This is a genomic window from Streptomyces thermocarboxydovorans (genome assembly GCF_039524635.1).
GTDB classification, from domain to species: Bacteria; Actinomycetota; Actinomycetes; order Streptomycetales; family Streptomycetaceae; genus Streptomyces; species Streptomyces thermocarboxydovorans.
The window spans coordinates 44,148-59,593 of the sequence record NZ_BAAAGU010000029.1; the positions used below are offsets into that span (position 1 = coordinate 44,148).

The window sequence follows — 15,446 nt, forward strand, 5'->3', positions numbered from 1 at the left end:
GCTCGACTCCGGCGTCCGCCGCAGTGAGCGGGCCTCGGCTTCGGCCACCGTAGCGACCGGCTCCCGACCCCGGCGCCCGCCCAGGTGACCGGGTCTCGAATCCTGAGCCGCCAGGCGACCTGGCCTCACTCCGGCGAGGTTTTCTCCCGGGCCGGCGTCACCATGGCCCGCGACCGGTCGACACCCGTCACCCGGTGCCCCTGCTCGGCGGCGAGCAGCGACAGGCTGCCGGTGCCGCAGCCGAGGTCGAGGACGTCGGCGGGGGCCGCGGGCAGCCAGTCGCGCAGCCGGCCGGCCCAGGCGGCACGCACCCGCGGATCGCGCAGCCCGTGGTCCGGCTCCTCGTCGAAGGCGGCGGCCGCGGCGTCCCAGTCGAAGGCGCTGTCGTAGGTCATGCCGCCCAGAGTGACACCTGCCACTGACAGTCCCCTCGTGACCGGGGCCACAGACAGACCGGGACCGATGAGGAACTCTCGCCCGAAAGGTCCACCTCCGTGAGCACACGACACGGAAGTCCGGAGGACCTGGAGGAGGCAGCCATGCGCCGTGTCACCGTGCACAAGCCCCTGAAGAAGACCGACGCCCGCCGGGTCCGCGAGGAGGCCGAGGAGCACCCCTCGGGCCGCCCGGAGATCCGCAGGGACATCGCCCGCACCTGGTGGCCCGAGGGCTGAAGTCCCCGGCCACCGCGGGCGGTTCCGCGTGGTCCTTCGTGTGCGCACGGTAGCTGTCTGATCTGAGCCTGAGCACTCCCTTAACGCGGCCATAAGGATTCCCGATCAGGGCCTTGGCCAGGCGATTTCCCGGCTTTCCGGGGCTAGCTTCTGATGCACCCCCACGGGATCCGTTCACGGGTTCCGCCCCTGCGGGACGCCCCCGTCCCGCACGGGCTCCCCACCGTCAGTGATCGTTTCGAGGAGTTGCTTCCCCATGCCCGCACGCCGCAAGGCCGCCGTCGCCGCTGCCGGTCTCGTCCCGCTCGCCCTGACCGCCCTGTCCGCCGCACCGGCGTCCGCGCACGGCTCGATGGGCGACCCGGTCAGCCGGGTCTCGCAGTGCTACGCCGAGGGCCCGGAGAGCCCGAAGTCGGCGGCGTGCAAGGCGGCCGTCGAGGCGGGCGGCACCCAGGCGCTCTACGACTGGAACGGCATCCGCATCGGCGACGCGGGCGGGCGCCACCAGGAGCTGATCCCGGACGGCAAGCTGTGCAGCGCCGGCAACGAGGAGTTCAAGGGTCTCGACCTGGCCCGCGCGGACTGGCCGGCGACCGGCGTGAGCGCCGGCTCGTACACCTTCAAGTACCGGGTGACGGCCCCGCACAAGGGCACCTTCAAGGTGTACATCACCAAGCCGGGCTACGACCCGTCCAAGCCGCTGTCCTGGGACGACCTGGACCTGGCGAACCCGGTGGCGACGGCCACCGACCCGGCCGCGTCCGGCGGCTTCTACACCTTCAGCGGCACCCTCCCGGAACGGTCCGGCAAGCAGCTGCTGTATGCGATCTGGCAGCGCTCGGACAGCCCGGAGGCGTTCTACTCCTGCTCGGACGTCACCTTCGGCGGCGGCAACTCCGCGGCCGGCTCCGGTGACGCGCCGAAGAAGGCGCCCGCGCCGGCCGCCTCCGCGCCGACCGAGCGGCAGATCAAGGAGGGCGCCGCCAAGTCGACGGTGGAGAACCACGGTCACGGCGACAACGACCCGAAGACCTCGGCGGCACCGGCCGCCGAGAAGGAGAAGGCGGGCGAGGCCTCCGGCGCCTCCGCTCCCGCGGCGGCCGCCGCCGGCGCCAACCAGCCGAAGGCGGCCGCCGCGGGGCAGAACCTCGCGGAGACCGGCGGTGACGCCAACACCCCGTACCTGATGGTCGGCGGGGCGGCGGCGCTGGCGCTCGGATCGGCGGCGCTGTTCGCCTCCACCCGGCGGCGCGCGGCGGGCCGGCACGGCCGCTGAGCCGGCCGGATGACCGGATGACCGGGGGGCCTGTCCGGCGGCTCAGGCCGGACAGGCCCCCATGTGCGTCCCGCGCCCTGACACGTGTCAGCCGCACGGGCCAGGGCAGCTACACGTGTCAGCCGGCCGTATACACGTGTCAGCTGAAGACCGAGGCACAGGTGGTTCTTTTCGCGTGGGCCGGGTCGAGGGCGTTGGCCACCTCGTGGAAGGCGATGCGGTCGAACAGGGCGATGGCCGCGTGCTCGGACAGGTCGAGCGGACACAGGTCCTGGAGCAGGACGTTGCGCACATCGGGGCCGCTGAGGAACTGGTTGCGGTACGGGGTGAGCACCTCGTCGTACCGGGTGACGAGGACGGTGTAGCTCACGCCGGGGACGGTGTCGCCGCCCGCGTTGAGCTTGGTGAGGAAGTCGGAGCCGGTGATCTGCTGGGCGAGGGCGGGGGTGGCGGTGCTCAGCAGGTCTTCGGCGCCCGGGAAGTACGGCAGCAGCTTCGCGAGCCCCAGCAGGGTGGTGCCGTGGTTGTTGGGCGCGATGCCCACGAGGGCGTTCACCTCGTCGGCGCCGCCGAGGAACTTGAGGTAGTAGCGGGGCATCATGCCGCCCTGCGAGTGGCCGACGATGTCGACCTCGTCGGCGCCGGTGGCGGCGAGCACCTTGTCGACGAACGCGTCGAGCTGCTCCGCGGACTTCTCGATGGGGCCGAGGCCGTGGAAGAAGGGGACTCCGGGGAGCTGCCCGTAGTCGAGGGAGAAGACGCAGTAGCCGCGGTGCTTGAGGTAGGGCGCGAGGCCGAGCCAGTTGTCGACGGAGTTGCCGAAGGTGCCGTGGACCAGGACGACGGGCCGGGGGTGGGCGGCGGAGGGCTTGCAGCGGTAGTCGTTCCAGCCGCGGCTGGGGGCGGACTCGGCGGCCTGGGCGCTGGTGGCGGTGGGAACGGTGACGGCCGCGGCGGCGAGGATCAGGGCGGCGAGTGGTCTGAAGAGGCGTTTCCAGGGCAGCATCGCGTGATCTCCTTGCGAAGGGTGGGGTCCTTACGACCTGTGATCCGGATCACGAGGATGCTGTTCACTCGTCAAGTTACGGGCGAGTAGCCACGGTGGGAAGTTACGTGTCGGTAAAAACTTCCAGTGATAACCAACAGTGGATCGAACCTGACAGCGCATCACCAACCAGGCCGGATGGGCCCGTCGGGCGCGATCCGCGCCAAACGCTCCCACAGCAGCCTCAGGTCGGCCTCGCCCAGCACCTCACTCCACCCCCGCACCGCCTCCGCGGCCGCCTCCTCGGCGGCCCGCGTGCACGCCCGCCCCCGCTCGGTCAGCACCACCAGCCGCGCCCGCGCATCCACCGGATGCGGCCGACGCTCGGCGTACCCTCGGCGCACCATCTCCTCGACCAGCTGACTGGCGGCCTGCTTGGTCACCCCCAGATGTGCGGCCAGCTCGGTGACCGTCGCCCCGTCCGGGGCGAGCCGCGCGAAGGCGAACCCGTGCACCGGCCGCACCCCCTCGAACCCGCGGGCGGTCACGCCTTCATGGATGCGCTGGACGAGTTCGCCCGCGGCGGCGAGCAGGGCGGCGGACAGGGCCATGGCCTCGGAGTTCTGCACGGAGGCATTGAAACACCCTTGACGAGAAGGTCAAGCAGCTTGACCATATAGTCAAGTAGCTTGACCATCCAGACCGCCTCTCAGCCTTCATGAACCGGGAGACAGCCATGCCCGTCGTCCGCCCTGCCGACACCGTCACCCATGAACTGCACGGCGTCCGCTTCGTCTCCTGCGCCGCACCCCGCACCGGCAGCAGGGAGCTGTGCGCCTGGCGGGGCGAGATCCCCGCCGGGACCGAGGCCCCCGCCCACACCGTCAGCCGGGAGGAGATCCTCCATCTGCTCGACGGCGAACTGCGCGTCACCCTGGACGGCCGCACCGAGCACATCGCCGCGGGCGACACCGTGATCGTGGGCGCCGGTACCACGTTCGCCCTCGCCAACCCCGCCGACCGGCCCGCGACCACCTGGGTCACCACCTCGGTGGGTCTGGAGGCGGAGCTGGCCGACGGGACGCGGATCGCGCCTCCGTGGGCCCGCTGAACCCCGTCGCCCCGAGCCCCGTCGCCCCGAGCCCCGCCTTCCCGGGTACTACGCGGCGAGCGAGCCGGGCATCACCGCCCGGGGTCCGAACCTGGCCCGCGCGCGGTCGGCGACCTCCTCCAGGCGGCGCACCTTCTCGTCCACCGGGTCGAAGGTGAGCTGATGGGCGGCCTGTTCGGCGGGGTCGAGCCCCTCCACGCGCAGGGCCATCGCGCGGACCCGGGCGCGCTGCAGCCCGAGCGCCTCGTAGAGGGCGTACGCGGCCCGGGTCAGCGCGGCGGAGTGCGCCGTCGGCTCCTCCAGCGTGCGGGTGCGGGTGGTCGCCGACCGGTCGGCGTAGCGCACGGTGAGGGTGAGGGCGCGGCAGACCTTGTCCACGGCGCGCAGCCGGGCGCCCAGTTCCTCGGCGGCCGACAGCAGGGCGCGGCGGTGCCGTTCGGGGCTCAGCTCGTCGCGGCCGAAGGGGCGTTCGGTGGCCAGCGACCGGGAGACGGCGTTCGGGACGACCCGGCCGCGGTCGATGCCCTGCGCCTTCTCCCGCAGCTCACGGCCGGTGCGCGCGCCCAGCAGCCGCTGCAGCGTGGACAGCGGTGCCCCGGCGACCCGGCCGAGGGTGTCGAGGCCGTACTCGCACAGCGTGCGGGCGGTCCTGGCGCCGACCCCGGGCAGGGCGGCCACGGGCTTGTCGGCGAGATACTCCGCGACGGCGTCCTCCGGCACCACGCCGGTCACTCCGGGCCGGGCGTCCCGCAGCGCCATCCTGGCCAGCATCGGTCCCGGCCCGGCGCCGATCACGCAGTCGACCCCGTGCAGGGCGAGGGCGCGGACCCGGATCACCGAGGCCAGTTCGAGCGCGGTGCGCCCGAAGTACCGCTCGGCGCCGTGCAGATCGGCCAGCGCCCCGTCCGGCGGCAGGGCCTGGACGACGGGGGTGAACTCCTCCAGCAGCCCGAGCAGCCCCGGCAGGGCCGCCTCGTGCGCCGACGGCAGCTGGAAACGTACGCAGAGGATGGTCATCCCGCACTCCCCGGACTCTGATGCCACAACTTCCTTCCCACCGCGGGTCCCTCGCCCGCGGGGCGCAGATCGGCCCAGGGGTGCATCTCGTACCCCGTGGGCATCCGGATCCTCCTGTTCTCCCTGCTCTCCTCCTTGCTCTCTCCGGCCTCCATCGGGTCCCGTGCCGCAGAACCGGCCGGCGCGGGCCGCCCGTCCGACCCGGCGAGCCGCCTGCGGGCGGCGCCGTCCCCCTCGGTGTCCTCGGCGCCGGTACCGCCGGGCGCCGCCAGCCGCGCCGCGACCCCCTCCAGCCCTTCCGTCTGCCGCACCTCCAGCAGTTCGGCGAGGTTCCAGACCGCCGAGCCGACCACGCTGAGGCTGCGCGGGCCGCGGCGCTGCACCACCCCGCGCACCAGCAGCAGCCAGGAGTGGAAGACGGTGTGGGCGCAGGCGTCGTGGGAGTCGTCGAAGAAGGCGAGGTCGACCAGGCCCGTGCCGTCGTCCAGGGTGGAGAAGATGACCCGCTTGCCGGAGCGGATGGGCGGTGTCTGGGTGGCCGCCTTGGCGCCCGCGACCAGCACCGTCTCCCCGTGCCGGGCCTCCCGCAGCCGCCGCGCGGAGACCACGCCCAGCTCGGCCAGGAACTCCCGGTGGTCGTCCATCAGATTGCGCGAGGCGTCCATGGACAGCACGCCCAGCTCGGCGCTGAGCCGCTCCGCCGAGGTGAGGTCGGGCAGCCCGGCGGAGGCGGTCTTGCGTCCGCCGGCCAGGGGGAGCTGGTCCCCGCGTCCGCCGCGGGCGCCCCGGTGCAGTTCGGTCAGGTGCAGTTGCAGATCGCGCCGGTTGGCGCCGAACGCGTCCAGCGCGCCCACCTGGGCCAGCCGCTGTGCGATCGGCCTGCTGGGCCGGGCCCGTTCCCAGAAGTCGAGGAGGGAGGCGTACGGCTGGCCCTCGGCGATCCGCTCCGCCTCGGCCTCGCTGATGCCGTGCACGTCGGAGAGCGCCAGCCGCAGGCCCCACACCTTCGACCCCGGGTCACCTGATTCAGACACCAGTTCGATCCGGTGGGCGACCCCCGACTTGTTCACGTCCAGCGGCAGGATCGGCACCCCGCGCCGCCGCGCGTCCGCCAGCAGCAGCCGCTTCGGGTACATCCCGGGGTCGTGGGTGAGCAGCCCGGCGTAGAAGGCGGCCGGGTGATGGGCCTTCAGCCACGCCGACTGGTACGTCGGCACGGCGAAGGCGACGGCGTGCGCCTTGCAGAAGCCGTACGAGCCGAAGGCCTCGACGATCTCCCAGGTCCGCTGAATCGTTTCCGCGTCGTAGCCCCGGTCCGCCGCGTGCTGGGCGAACCACACCTTGATACGCCCCTGCGACTCCGGGTCGGACAGCCCGCGCCGCACCCGGTCCGCCTCGCCGCGCCCGCAGCCGGTCATGATCGAGACGATGTCGATGATCTGCTCGTGGAAGACCACGACCCCGTACGTCCCCTCCAGCGGCCCGGCCAGGTCCTCGTGCGGATAGCGCACCGGCGCCCGCCCGTGCCGCGCCTCGATGAACGGCCGCACCATGTCGGCGGCGACCGGCCCCGGGCGGAACAGGGAGATGTCGACCACGAGGTCGTGGAAGGTGGCCGGCTGGAGCCGCCCCACCAGGTCCCGCTGGCCCGGCGACTCGATCTGGAAGCAGCCGAGCGTCTCGGTGGACCGGATGAGCGCATACGTCGCCGGGTCGCCCTCGGGCACCGCGTCCAGGTCGATCCGCTCCCCCGTCGCCCGCTCCACCTCGGCGACCGCGTGCGCCATCGCCGACTGCATCCGCACGCCCAGCACATCGAGCTTGAGCAGCCCGAGGTCCTCCACGTCGTCCTTGTCGAACTGCGCCATGGGGAAGCCCTCACCGCTGGTCGGCATGACCGGCGTCCGGGTGAGCAGGGAGGCGTCGGACAGCAGCACTCCGCAGGGGTGCATGGCGATCCCGCGCGGGAGCGCGTCCAGCGCCTCGACCAGCTCCCACAGCCGCCCGTACTTCTCCTGCTCCCCCGCCAGCTGCCGCAGCTCGGGCAGCTCCTGGAGCGCCGCGCGGGCGTCGCGGGCGCGGATGTGCGGGAAGGACTTGGCGACGCGGTCGATCTCGGCCGGGTCCATGGACAGCGCGGCGCCGACGTCGCGGATGGCGTGGCGTACGCGGTAGGTCTCCGGCATCGCGACCGTGGCGACCCGCTCGGTGCCGAACCGGTCGATGATCGCGCGGTACACCTCGAGCCGGCGGGCGGACTCCACGTCGATGTCGATGTCGGGCAGCACCACCCGCTCCTTGGACAGGAAGCGCTCCATCAGCAGCCCGTGCTCGACCGGGTCGGCGTGCGCGATGCCCAGCAGGTGGTTGACGAGCGAGCCCGCGCCTGAGCCCCGGGCGGCCACCCGGATGCCCATGTCCCGCACGTCGTCGACGACCTGGGCGACCGTCAGGAAGTACGAGGCGAAGCCGTGGTGGGCGATGATGTCCAGCTCGTGGTGCATCCGCTCCCAGTACTCGCGGCGCCCGGCGTAGCCGCGCAGCACCATGCCCGCCGCCGCCCGGGAGGCCAGCGCCCGCTGGGCGGTGCGCCGACCGGCGCCGACGAGGTGCGGCTCGGGGAAGTGGACGCTGCCCATGCCGAGGTCGTCCTCGGGGTCGACCAGGCACTCGGCGGCCGTGGCCTGGGTCTGCTCCAGCAGCCGGTGCGCCGCCTCGCGGCGGAAGCCCGCGGCCTCCACGATCCGCTCGGCGATCCTCGCCATCTCGTCCGGGCCCTTGAGCCAGGCCTCGCCCGAGTCGAGCCCCTTGGCCGGGTCGATGGGGACCAGCCGGCGGGCGGCGTCCAGGACGTCGGCGACCGGGCCGAGGCCGGGGTCGGCGTAGCGGACGGCGTTGCTGAGCACGGGGCGGACGCGCTGCTCGGCGGCGAAGCCGAGGGTGCGGGCGGCCAGGCGCAGGGAGCCGGGGCCGGTGCCCTTGCGGCCGTGCCAGACGGTCTCCAGGCGCAGGGCGTCGCCGTAGACCTCCCGCCAGGGGGCGAGCAGCCGGGCGGCGCGGTCGGGGCGGCCGGCCGCCAGCGCGCGGCCGACGTCGGAGTCGGGGCCGAGCAGCACGGTCAGGCCGTCGGCGTGGTTGGCCTCCCAGGACAGCCGCGGCAGCCCCTCGGCGGTGTGGGCGGCGGAGACCAGTCGGCACAGATCGGCCCAGCCGCGGGCGCCGGCCCGGGCGAGGAAGGTGACCCGGGGTGTCGATTCGTCGATGAAGGCACCGCCGCGCACCGGGGTGCGGCGCCGCTCCCTGCGGACGGACCCGTCACCGCCCGGGGCCGCGGGCGGGGCCACCGCCAGCTCCGCGCCGAACAGGGGACGCACACCCGCCCCGGCGCAGGCCTTGGCGAAGCGGACGGACCCGGCGAGGCTGTCGCGGTCGGTGAGGGCGAGGGCGTCCATGCCCCGTTCGCCGGCGCACTCGGCCAGCCGTTCCGGGTGGGAGGCGCCGTAGCGCAGGGAGAACCCGGAGACGGTGTGCAGATGTGTGAAACCCGGCACACGCACCTCCCGCACTCGTGAGCCGCGACCGACTCTCGAACAAATGTTCCCAGCTACCTCACCCCCACCATAGACCAATTCTCGAATACGTGTGCGACATCCGCTCGGCCCCGTCCCACCTGCGCAAACACCCGGCCCCTCGCACCGTGGGGGCATGACGCAGAGCACCGGCGCCGGCACGGGGAGGGGCTCGTTCCTCGACGAGCTGAAGGACGCCGTCACCCCGCACGCCACGCTGCTCGTCGCCGGGGTGATCGCGCTCCAGCTGCTGTTCATCGCCTCCTACGTCGGGGCCCTGCACGACCCGAAGCTGCGCGACGCCTCCTTCGGCGGTCACGGCATGACCGTCTCGCTGCCGGTGCTCTCGGCGTGGGCGCCGGCGGGCATCGCGGTGACGCTGGTGATGGCCGCCCTGCGCACGAGGGAGGACGACCGGCCGCGGGCCGGCTGACACCCGCCGCACCCACCACCGACGACCACCGCACGCCCGGCCGGCCACCGGCGCACACGCGAGAAGTCCCGCCCCTGATGCCAGGAGCGGGACTTCTGCGCGTGGTGCGGGTGCCCGCGTCAGCCGATCTGGGTGCCGGTGGCCGACAGGGCCTCCGTCACCGGCTGGAAGAAGGTCGTGCCGCCGGAGGTGCAGTCGCCGCTGCCGCCGGAGGTGAGGCCGACCGCCTTGTCGCCCGAGAAGAGCGAGCCGCCGCTGTCACCGGGCTCGGCGCAGACGTCGGTCTGGATCAGGCCGTTGACGATGTCGCCGTTGCCGTAGTTCACGGTGGCGTCCAGGCCCGTGACGGTGCCGGAGTGGACCTGGGTGGTGGAGCCGCTGCGGGTGACCTGCATGCCGACGGTGGCCTCGACCGCGCCGGAGATGGCCTGCGAGGAGCCGTCGTAGAGGTTCACCTCGCTCGGGTGGTTCACGTCGGCGGTGTACTTGACCAGGCCGTAGTCGTCGCCCGGGAAGCTGGAGGCGGCGTTCTCGCCGATCACATTGCCGGAGGAGTCCGACCAGGTGGAGATGCCCTCGGTGCAGTGCCCGGCGGTGAGGAAGTGCGGCTCGCCGCCCTTGGTGACGTTGAAGCCGAGCGAGCAGCGCCCGCCGTTGCCGGTGATGGCGTCACCGCCCGCGATGAAGGGCTTGAACTCGCCCTTGGTGCGCTGCAGTTCGGCCTTGGCACCGAGCTTCTCGACAACCTCGGTGAGCTTCCCCCACTCGGCCTTGGAGACCGTGCGGTCCGCGGTGACGACGACCTTGTTGGTGACCGGGTCGGTCGCCCAGGAGGTGCCGGGGATGGTGGCGTCCTGCTTGAGGGTGGTGCGCGCGCTCTTGAGGTCGGCGAGGGAGTTCGCGACGACTCTCGCCTTGGCTCCGGCCTTCTCGACGGTCTCGGCGGCGGCCTGGTCGACCACGTTCACCACGAGGCTCTTGGACTTGGCGTCGTAGTACGTACCCGCCGCGTCGGAGCCGAGTTCTCCGGCGAGCGTCGAGGCGAGCTTTCCGGCCGCCGTCACCGAGAGGGTGCGGGGCGCGGATTCGGCCGGGGTCTCACTGGCGTTCGCAGTCTGGAAGGTGACTGCGGCGGCGACCAGGGCGACAACCGCCCCGCCTGCCATGGCGGCACGCCGCTTGGGTATGCGTCGGTGCTTCAACTCACGTCCTCCTGTGGGGGGACGGTCCGGAAGGCTGTGGGGGCTTCACGAACCGGAAGGCGTACGGTCACGAGGGCGGCCCGCAAGAAAATGGCCACGCCCGCACCGGTTGAACGGCGCCTACTCTTCCGAACCTCACAGGGCGCACACAAGGTCGACTTCGAGACGCGCGTACGACAACGGCCGTACGCCCCTTATGTCCTGACACATCTTGACCCCGGCGACCGGTTCACTCTGCAAACATTACGAGCGGGTAACCAGCAGCCCGATTCATGCCATCTACACCTGGCCGAAAACCGACGGCGCCGGATCCGAATCCGAACGGTGCGCGGTATCACGCGGGCGCGCCGGATCCACCCGAGCCTCCCGAGGCAGCAGCGAACCCGCGCCCCGCCCCGCACCCCGCCCCGCACCCCGCCCCGCACCCCGCCAAAAACGGGCATCCAAGCAAAAAAGGGGCGAGCCCCCGCACCCTGGACCGGGTGCAGTCCTGGCTCGGTGGCAGCCCCGGGTACGGGGCGAGCCCCCGCGCCCTGGACCGGGTACGGGGGCTCGCCGTGAGCCGGTTGCGGTGGAACGGGCGGGACCGGTGGGGCGGTCCGTGCCCGAGGCCTCAGTAGACGCTGACGCCGTAGGCGCTCAGCGCCTCCGTCACCGGCTGGAAGAAGGTCGTGCCACCGGTGGTGCAGTTGCCGCTGCCGCCGGAGGTCAGACCGTAGGCCGTGCCGTTGCTGCCGTAGAGCGGGCCGCCGGAGTCGCCGGGCTCGGCGCACACGGTGGTCTGGATGAGCCCGTACACGATGTCACCGCCGCCGTAGTTCACGGTCGCGTTCAGCGCGGTGACCCGGCCGCTGTGCGTACCCGTGGTGGAGCCGTCACGGATGACGGTGGTGCCCACGCTCGGGGTGGCCGCGCGCACGATGTCCACGCCGCCCGCCGTACCGGGCTTGCTGACGGAGGAGTTGGTGTACCGGACGATGCCGTAGTCGTTGCCCGGGAAGCTGGAGCCCGCCGTGCTGCCGAGCACCGTGGTGCGGCCGGAGTTGGAGTACCAGGTGCCCGCGCCGTCGGTGCAGTGACCGGCGGTCAGGAAGTACTCGGCGCCGCTGCTGGAACGGACGTTGAAGCCGAGGGAGCAGCGCCAGCTGCTCGCGTAGATGGCGTCACCGCCCTGGATCAGCTTGGTGAACTTGCCCGGGGTGCGCTTGATGGTCAGCGCGTCGGCGTTCTCGCCGGCCTGCTTCTTGATCTCGGCGATCTCGGCCCGCGAGACGGTGCTGTCGACGGTGACGAGCACCCGGTTGGTCTTGCTGTCGACGGCCCAGGCGGTGCCCGGGATGTCGGCCTTCAGCACCGAGTTGCTCGCACTCTTGAGCTCGGAGGCGCTGAAGGTGGTGGGGGTGTCGGACGCGTTCGCGCTGGGGACCGCGAACGCGGCAGCGGCCACGAGGCCGGTGGAGACGGCGATCAGCCGGGTCCGTCTCGAAATGCCGCTGCGGGGGGTGGTGCGCTTGATCCTCACTTTTCGTTCCTCCACAAAGGAAGTCGGGGGCCCTCGTGGGGTTCGGGCCCGTGAGGCGCAGCCGGGGACCCAAGGTGTCCGGATTCCGAACCCGCTGTGTCCCTGACAAGCGCTGACCGCGAGTATTCGGCCGACCGACCGTTCGACGCAAGGGTGCCTTTCGGCCGTCAATCTTTGAACCATCTGCGCGACTTGCCCCCTGGCCAGGCCCAAGTCACCTGCGAACAGCGCACGTCAGGGCGCAGTCAGCGCTTACACCTCGCACCCGCGGTTGTCCGGAAGTCGCCCTTCCGCATAGCTCACTCAGGGTTCCCCGGCCGAAACGCAGCGGCGTCAGCAGTCGCAGCACTCGCAGCAGTCGCAATCGCAGTCACGGCAGCAGCCCTCGCGCTTCTTGCGCGACCACGGCCCCTCGTACTCCTTGGCGCAGCACAACTTGCAGGTGCAGCACAGCAGCCAGAACATCCCGCACCCGGCCCAGAAGCCACGCCGCCGCGGCGGCTGAGGCGCGGTCCCGCCACCGAACCCGCCCGAGCCGCCGGACCCGCCGAACCCGCCGGACCCACCGAATCCTCCGGACCCGCCGAAGTCACCGCCACCGCCGCCACCGGGCGCTCCCCCGCCGCCGGCATACGGATTGCCGCCCGCATACGGGGTGCCCCCGCCGTACGGATTGCCGCCCGCATACGGGGTGCCCCCGCCGTACGGATTGCCGCCTCCATGGGGATTGCCGCCACCGTACGGGTTCTGCGGGTGCTGTCCGTGCGGGCCCGGCTGGTGGGTGGCGCACACCGGCACCGTGCCGAAGGCCCGGTCCACCGAGCGCCTGAGCTCGTGCACCAGCAGCAGATGCACCAGCCCCCGGTCGGTGAAGTCGGCCTCCCGCAGCGCCAGCCGGATGCCGTGCACGGCGTCGTCGGCGAGGCGGCGCGCCTCGGTGAGCGGGGTGCCGGTCGCGGTGAGCGGGTTCCAGGCACCCGACGCGGCGTCAGCCTCCCGGTCCTCCACGGCGTCCAGCAGATGCGCGAGGCGCCCGAAGAGGCGCCCGGCCTCGGCGAGCGGCGCGGCGTTGTGCGGGCGCCCGGCGAGCACCGCGGTGTGGGCGAAGGCGGCGGCGGTGGCGGTCTCGGTGGGTTCGGTGACCGTGAGGATCGAGGTGCCGGGCCCGGCGAGGGCCTCCACAGCCGTCTGACGGTCCACGGCGTCGAGCAGAACGGCCGTGTCGAAGCCGACGTCCGAACCGGTGCGGGCCCCGGCCCGGTCCCAGCTCGCGGCGACCCGGCGGGCGGCGAGCGCGACCGGCCGGCGGGCCAGCAGCCCGTCGCCGTCGGCGACATGGTCGCGCACCTTGGCCGAGGCGAGCACGAGGGAGACGGCCGCCGCGAGCCTGGCGCCCTCACCGTGTGCGACGGACGCGGTGCGCATCCCGCGCAGCGGACACGGTCCCGCCGTGCGCCGTCCCGCCTCGGCCGGCCCGGCCTGAGCCTCCGTCAATACCGAGATGAGCAGCCCGTCGTAGTTGGTGCCGATGCGGGAGAGCTGACCGTGGTCACCGCGCAGCGCGAGGCACAATCCGCACAGGTGCGCCATCCACTGGGCCGTGAACCGCTCCCCCAGCCGGTGCCGGCAGGGCCTGACCATTCCGAACACGATGTTCCCCGTCGCAGTAGTACAAGCTGAGCGGCGGCATCGTATCGAGCCTTCTCATTGCCGTGGATTCACCCGTACGCACCGCGCATCACCCGTACGCCGCGAAGAATCATATTTCACTCACAGTCAGCAGCCGTTTGCATCAAGACCCTTGGGAAACACGGACTCTCGACGGATCGGTCGTGCACCAGTACCGTCACAAACCCCCCGTGCGGCGTCTATCCACTTGGCGCGCCATCCGCATCATGGACGACCATAGGGGTGCGGAAAGCAAGACAAGACCGCTGTGAGAGGAGGCGTCCATGGGATCGGTACGCAAGGCAAGTGCCTGGCTGGGCCTCGTCGACGACACCGAAGACGAGCGTTACTACGACGACGACTACTCCGACGGGGCCGAGTCCGAGGATGCCTGGGCCACCGATCCGCGGGTCAAGGTGGCCTCGGACGTCGCCGAGGAGAAGGGCCGCCGCATCGGCACCATCACCCCGGACAGCTTCCGGGACGCCCGCGCGATCGGCGAGCTGTTCCGCGACGGTGTGCCCGTCGTCATGAACCTCACCAACATGGAGGCCGCCGACGCCAAGCGCGTGGTGGACTTCGCCGCGGGTCTGATCTTCGGTCTGCGCGGTTCCATCGAGCGGGTCTCCAACCGGGTCTTCCTGCTGAGCCCGGCCGACACCGAGGTGGTCAGCGGTGAGCCCGCCGCGCACCGGGCGGACGGCTTCTTCAACCAGAGCTGAGGCAGGACCGCCTCCAGGCCGCTCACCGGTCCCGCCTCCTCCCCCGGTCCGGCCGTCTACCGGAACGCGTCGATCCCGGTGAGCGCCTTGCCCAGCACCAGCTGGTGCATCTCGACGGTGCCCTCGTAGGTGAGCACCGACTCGAGGTTCGTCGCGTGCCGCATCACGGGGTACTCCAGCGAGATCCCGTTGGCACCGAGAATCGTGCGGGCCGTGCGGCAGATGCCGATGGCCTCGCGGACGTTGTTGAGCTTGCCGAAGCTGACCTGCTCGGGACGCAGGCGGCCGGCGTCCATGCGCCGCCCCAGGTGATGGGCGAGCAGAATCCCCTTGTGCAGTTCGACCGCCATGTCGGCGAGTTTGGCCTGGGTCAGCTGGAATCCGCCGATGGGCCGCCCGAACTGCTCCCGCGACTTCGCGTAGTCGACCGCCGCCTCGAAACAGCTGCGCGCGGCGCCCATGGCACCCCAGACGATTCCGTACCGCGCGTGCGACAGACAGCTCAGCGGGCCGCGCAGCCCGGTGGCCTCCGGCAGCACGGCGTCGGCCGGCAGCCGGACGTCGTCGAGAACCAGCTCGCTGGTGACGGAGGCGCGCAGCGACCACTTGTGCTTGATCTCGGGGGCGGAGAAGCCGGGGACGTCGGTCGGCACGGCGAAGCCGCGGATGCCCTCGTCGGTCTGCGCCCACACGACCGCGACCCCGGCCACCGAGCCGTTGGTGATCCACATCTTGCGCCCATTGAGCACCCAGTCGGAGCCGTCGCGCTTGGCGTAGGTGCGCATCGACGCCGGGTCGGAGCCGTGGTCGGGTTCGGTGAGCCCGAAGCAGCCGATGACCTCACCGGACGCCATCCGCGGCAGCCACTGCTGCTTCTGCTCCTCGCTGCCGTAGCGGTGGATGGCGTACATCGCCAGGGAGCCCTGCACCGAGACCAGGGAGCGGATCCCGGAGTCGGCCGCCTCCAGCTCCAGGCAGGCCAGCCCGTACTGCACGGCGCTGGCGCCCGCGCACCCGTAGCCGTCGAGAGACATGCCGAGGGCGCCGATCCCGCCCAGCTCACGGGCCAGTTCCCGGATGCCGGGCAGCTCGCCCTTCTCGTACCAGCCGGCGATGTACGGCAGCACCCGGTCCGCCGCCCAGCCGCGCACGGTGTCCCGGATCGCCAGGTCCTCCGGCTCCAGCAGATCGTCGATGCCGAGCGGGTCTGCGGGGTCGAAGGGAGGCAGCTTCGCGGACTTCGAGGACATGGGACCCTCCGGGGCGG

At 72.2% G+C, this 15,446-nt stretch carries 12 protein-coding genes and 2 pseudogenes; 5 read left to right on the top strand and 9 right to left on the bottom strand.

The window, feature by feature from the left end; translation table 11 throughout:
• Positions 1-140: 140 nt before the first annotated feature.
• A pseudogene (locus tag ABD198_RS15335) lies at positions 141-395 on the bottom strand (class I SAM-dependent methyltransferase); the annotation flags it as partial.
• Between the two features lie 144 nt (positions 396-539).
• Here ABD198_RS15335 and ABD198_RS15340 point away from each other — a divergent pair.
• A complete protein-coding gene (locus ABD198_RS15340; protein WP_344001434.1) occupies positions 540-674 on the top strand; it encodes a hypothetical protein in 135 nt (44 codons plus the stop codon).
• Between the two features lie 256 nt (positions 675-930).
• Positions 931-1,950, top strand: coding sequence for a lytic polysaccharide monooxygenase auxiliary activity family 9 protein (locus ABD198_RS15345; protein ID WP_344001436.1), 1,020 nt, complete (start codon positions 931-933; stop codon positions 1,948-1,950).
• Between the two features lie 139 nt (positions 1,951-2,089).
• On the opposite strand, the gene ABD198_RS15350 is transcribed toward ABD198_RS15345, so the two are convergent.
• Both ABD198_RS15350 and ABD198_RS15355 read right to left on the bottom strand, forming a co-directional pair.
• On the bottom strand, positions 2,090-2,956 hold the full coding sequence (locus tag ABD198_RS15350; RefSeq protein WP_344001438.1) for an esterase/lipase family protein: 867 nt from the start codon (positions 2,954-2,956) through the stop codon (positions 2,090-2,092).
• Positions 2,957-3,117: 161 nt separating this feature from the next.
• Entirely contained in the window at positions 3,118-3,564 is a 447-nt protein-coding gene (locus tag ABD198_RS15355; protein ID WP_344001440.1) for a MarR family winged helix-turn-helix transcriptional regulator, read from the bottom strand.
• A 107-nt stretch (positions 3,565-3,671) separates the two neighbouring features.
• Here ABD198_RS15355 and ABD198_RS15360 point away from each other — a divergent pair, with 107 nt between their 5' ends.
• Entirely contained in the window at positions 3,672-4,046 is a 375-nt protein-coding gene (locus tag ABD198_RS15360) for a cupin domain-containing protein (protein WP_344001443.1), read from the top strand.
• A gap of 48 nt (positions 4,047-4,094) precedes the next feature.
• Here the strand turns inward: ABD198_RS15360 and ABD198_RS15365 are convergent, their stop codons facing one another.
• Together ABD198_RS15365 and ABD198_RS15370 are read right to left on the bottom strand one after the other, a co-directional pair.
• The gene (locus ABD198_RS15365) at positions 4,095-5,063 is read right to left on the bottom strand and encodes a DNA polymerase Y family protein (RefSeq protein ID WP_344001445.1); all 969 of its coding nucleotides are present in this window, start codon (positions 5,061-5,063) and stop codon (positions 4,095-4,097) included.
• Positions 5,060-8,614 (bottom strand): DNA polymerase III subunit alpha, encoded by a 3,555-nt coding sequence (locus ABD198_RS15370; RefSeq protein ID WP_344001447.1) that lies wholly within the window; start codon positions 8,612-8,614, stop codon positions 5,060-5,062. The genes ABD198_RS15365 and ABD198_RS15370 overlap by 4 nt, the downstream gene beginning before the upstream one ends.
• A 154-nt stretch (positions 8,615-8,768) precedes the next feature.
• Between ABD198_RS15370 and ABD198_RS15375 the strand changes: the two are divergent.
• A pseudogene (locus tag ABD198_RS15375) lies at positions 8,769-8,945 on the top strand (DUF3533 domain-containing protein); the annotation flags it as partial.
• A gap of 239 nt (positions 8,946-9,184) precedes the next feature.
• Here ABD198_RS15375 and ABD198_RS15380 read toward each other — a convergent pair.
• From ABD198_RS15380 to ABD198_RS15390, 3 genes are all read right to left on the bottom strand, one after another.
• Positions 9,185-10,267 (bottom strand): S1 family peptidase, encoded by a 1,083-nt coding sequence (locus tag ABD198_RS15380; RefSeq protein ID WP_425580483.1) that lies wholly within the window; start codon positions 10,265-10,267, stop codon positions 9,185-9,187.
• 613 nt (positions 10,268-10,880) lie between these two features.
• A complete protein-coding gene (locus tag ABD198_RS15385) occupies positions 10,881-11,789 on the bottom strand; it encodes a S1 family peptidase (protein WP_344001449.1) in 909 nt (302 codons plus the stop codon).
• 333 nt (positions 11,790-12,122) lie between these two features.
• Positions 12,123-13,439 (bottom strand): DUF5685 family protein, encoded by a 1,317-nt coding sequence (locus ABD198_RS15390; RefSeq protein WP_344001451.1) that lies wholly within the window; start codon positions 13,437-13,439, stop codon positions 12,123-12,125.
• 302 nt (positions 13,440-13,741) lie between these two features.
• Between ABD198_RS15390 and ABD198_RS15395 the strand changes: the two genes are divergently transcribed.
• Complete coding sequence (locus tag ABD198_RS15395; protein WP_344001453.1) at positions 13,742-14,179, top strand: cell division protein SepF; 438 nt, start codon at positions 13,742-13,744, stop codon at positions 14,177-14,179.
• A 56-nt stretch (positions 14,180-14,235) separates the two neighbouring features.
• Here the strand turns inward: ABD198_RS15395 and ABD198_RS15400 are convergent, their stop codons facing one another.
• Positions 14,236-15,429 (bottom strand): acyl-CoA dehydrogenase family protein, encoded by a 1,194-nt coding sequence (locus ABD198_RS15400; protein ID WP_344001455.1) that lies wholly within the window; start codon positions 15,427-15,429, stop codon positions 14,236-14,238.
• Between the last annotated feature and the right edge of the window lie 17 nt (positions 15,430-15,446).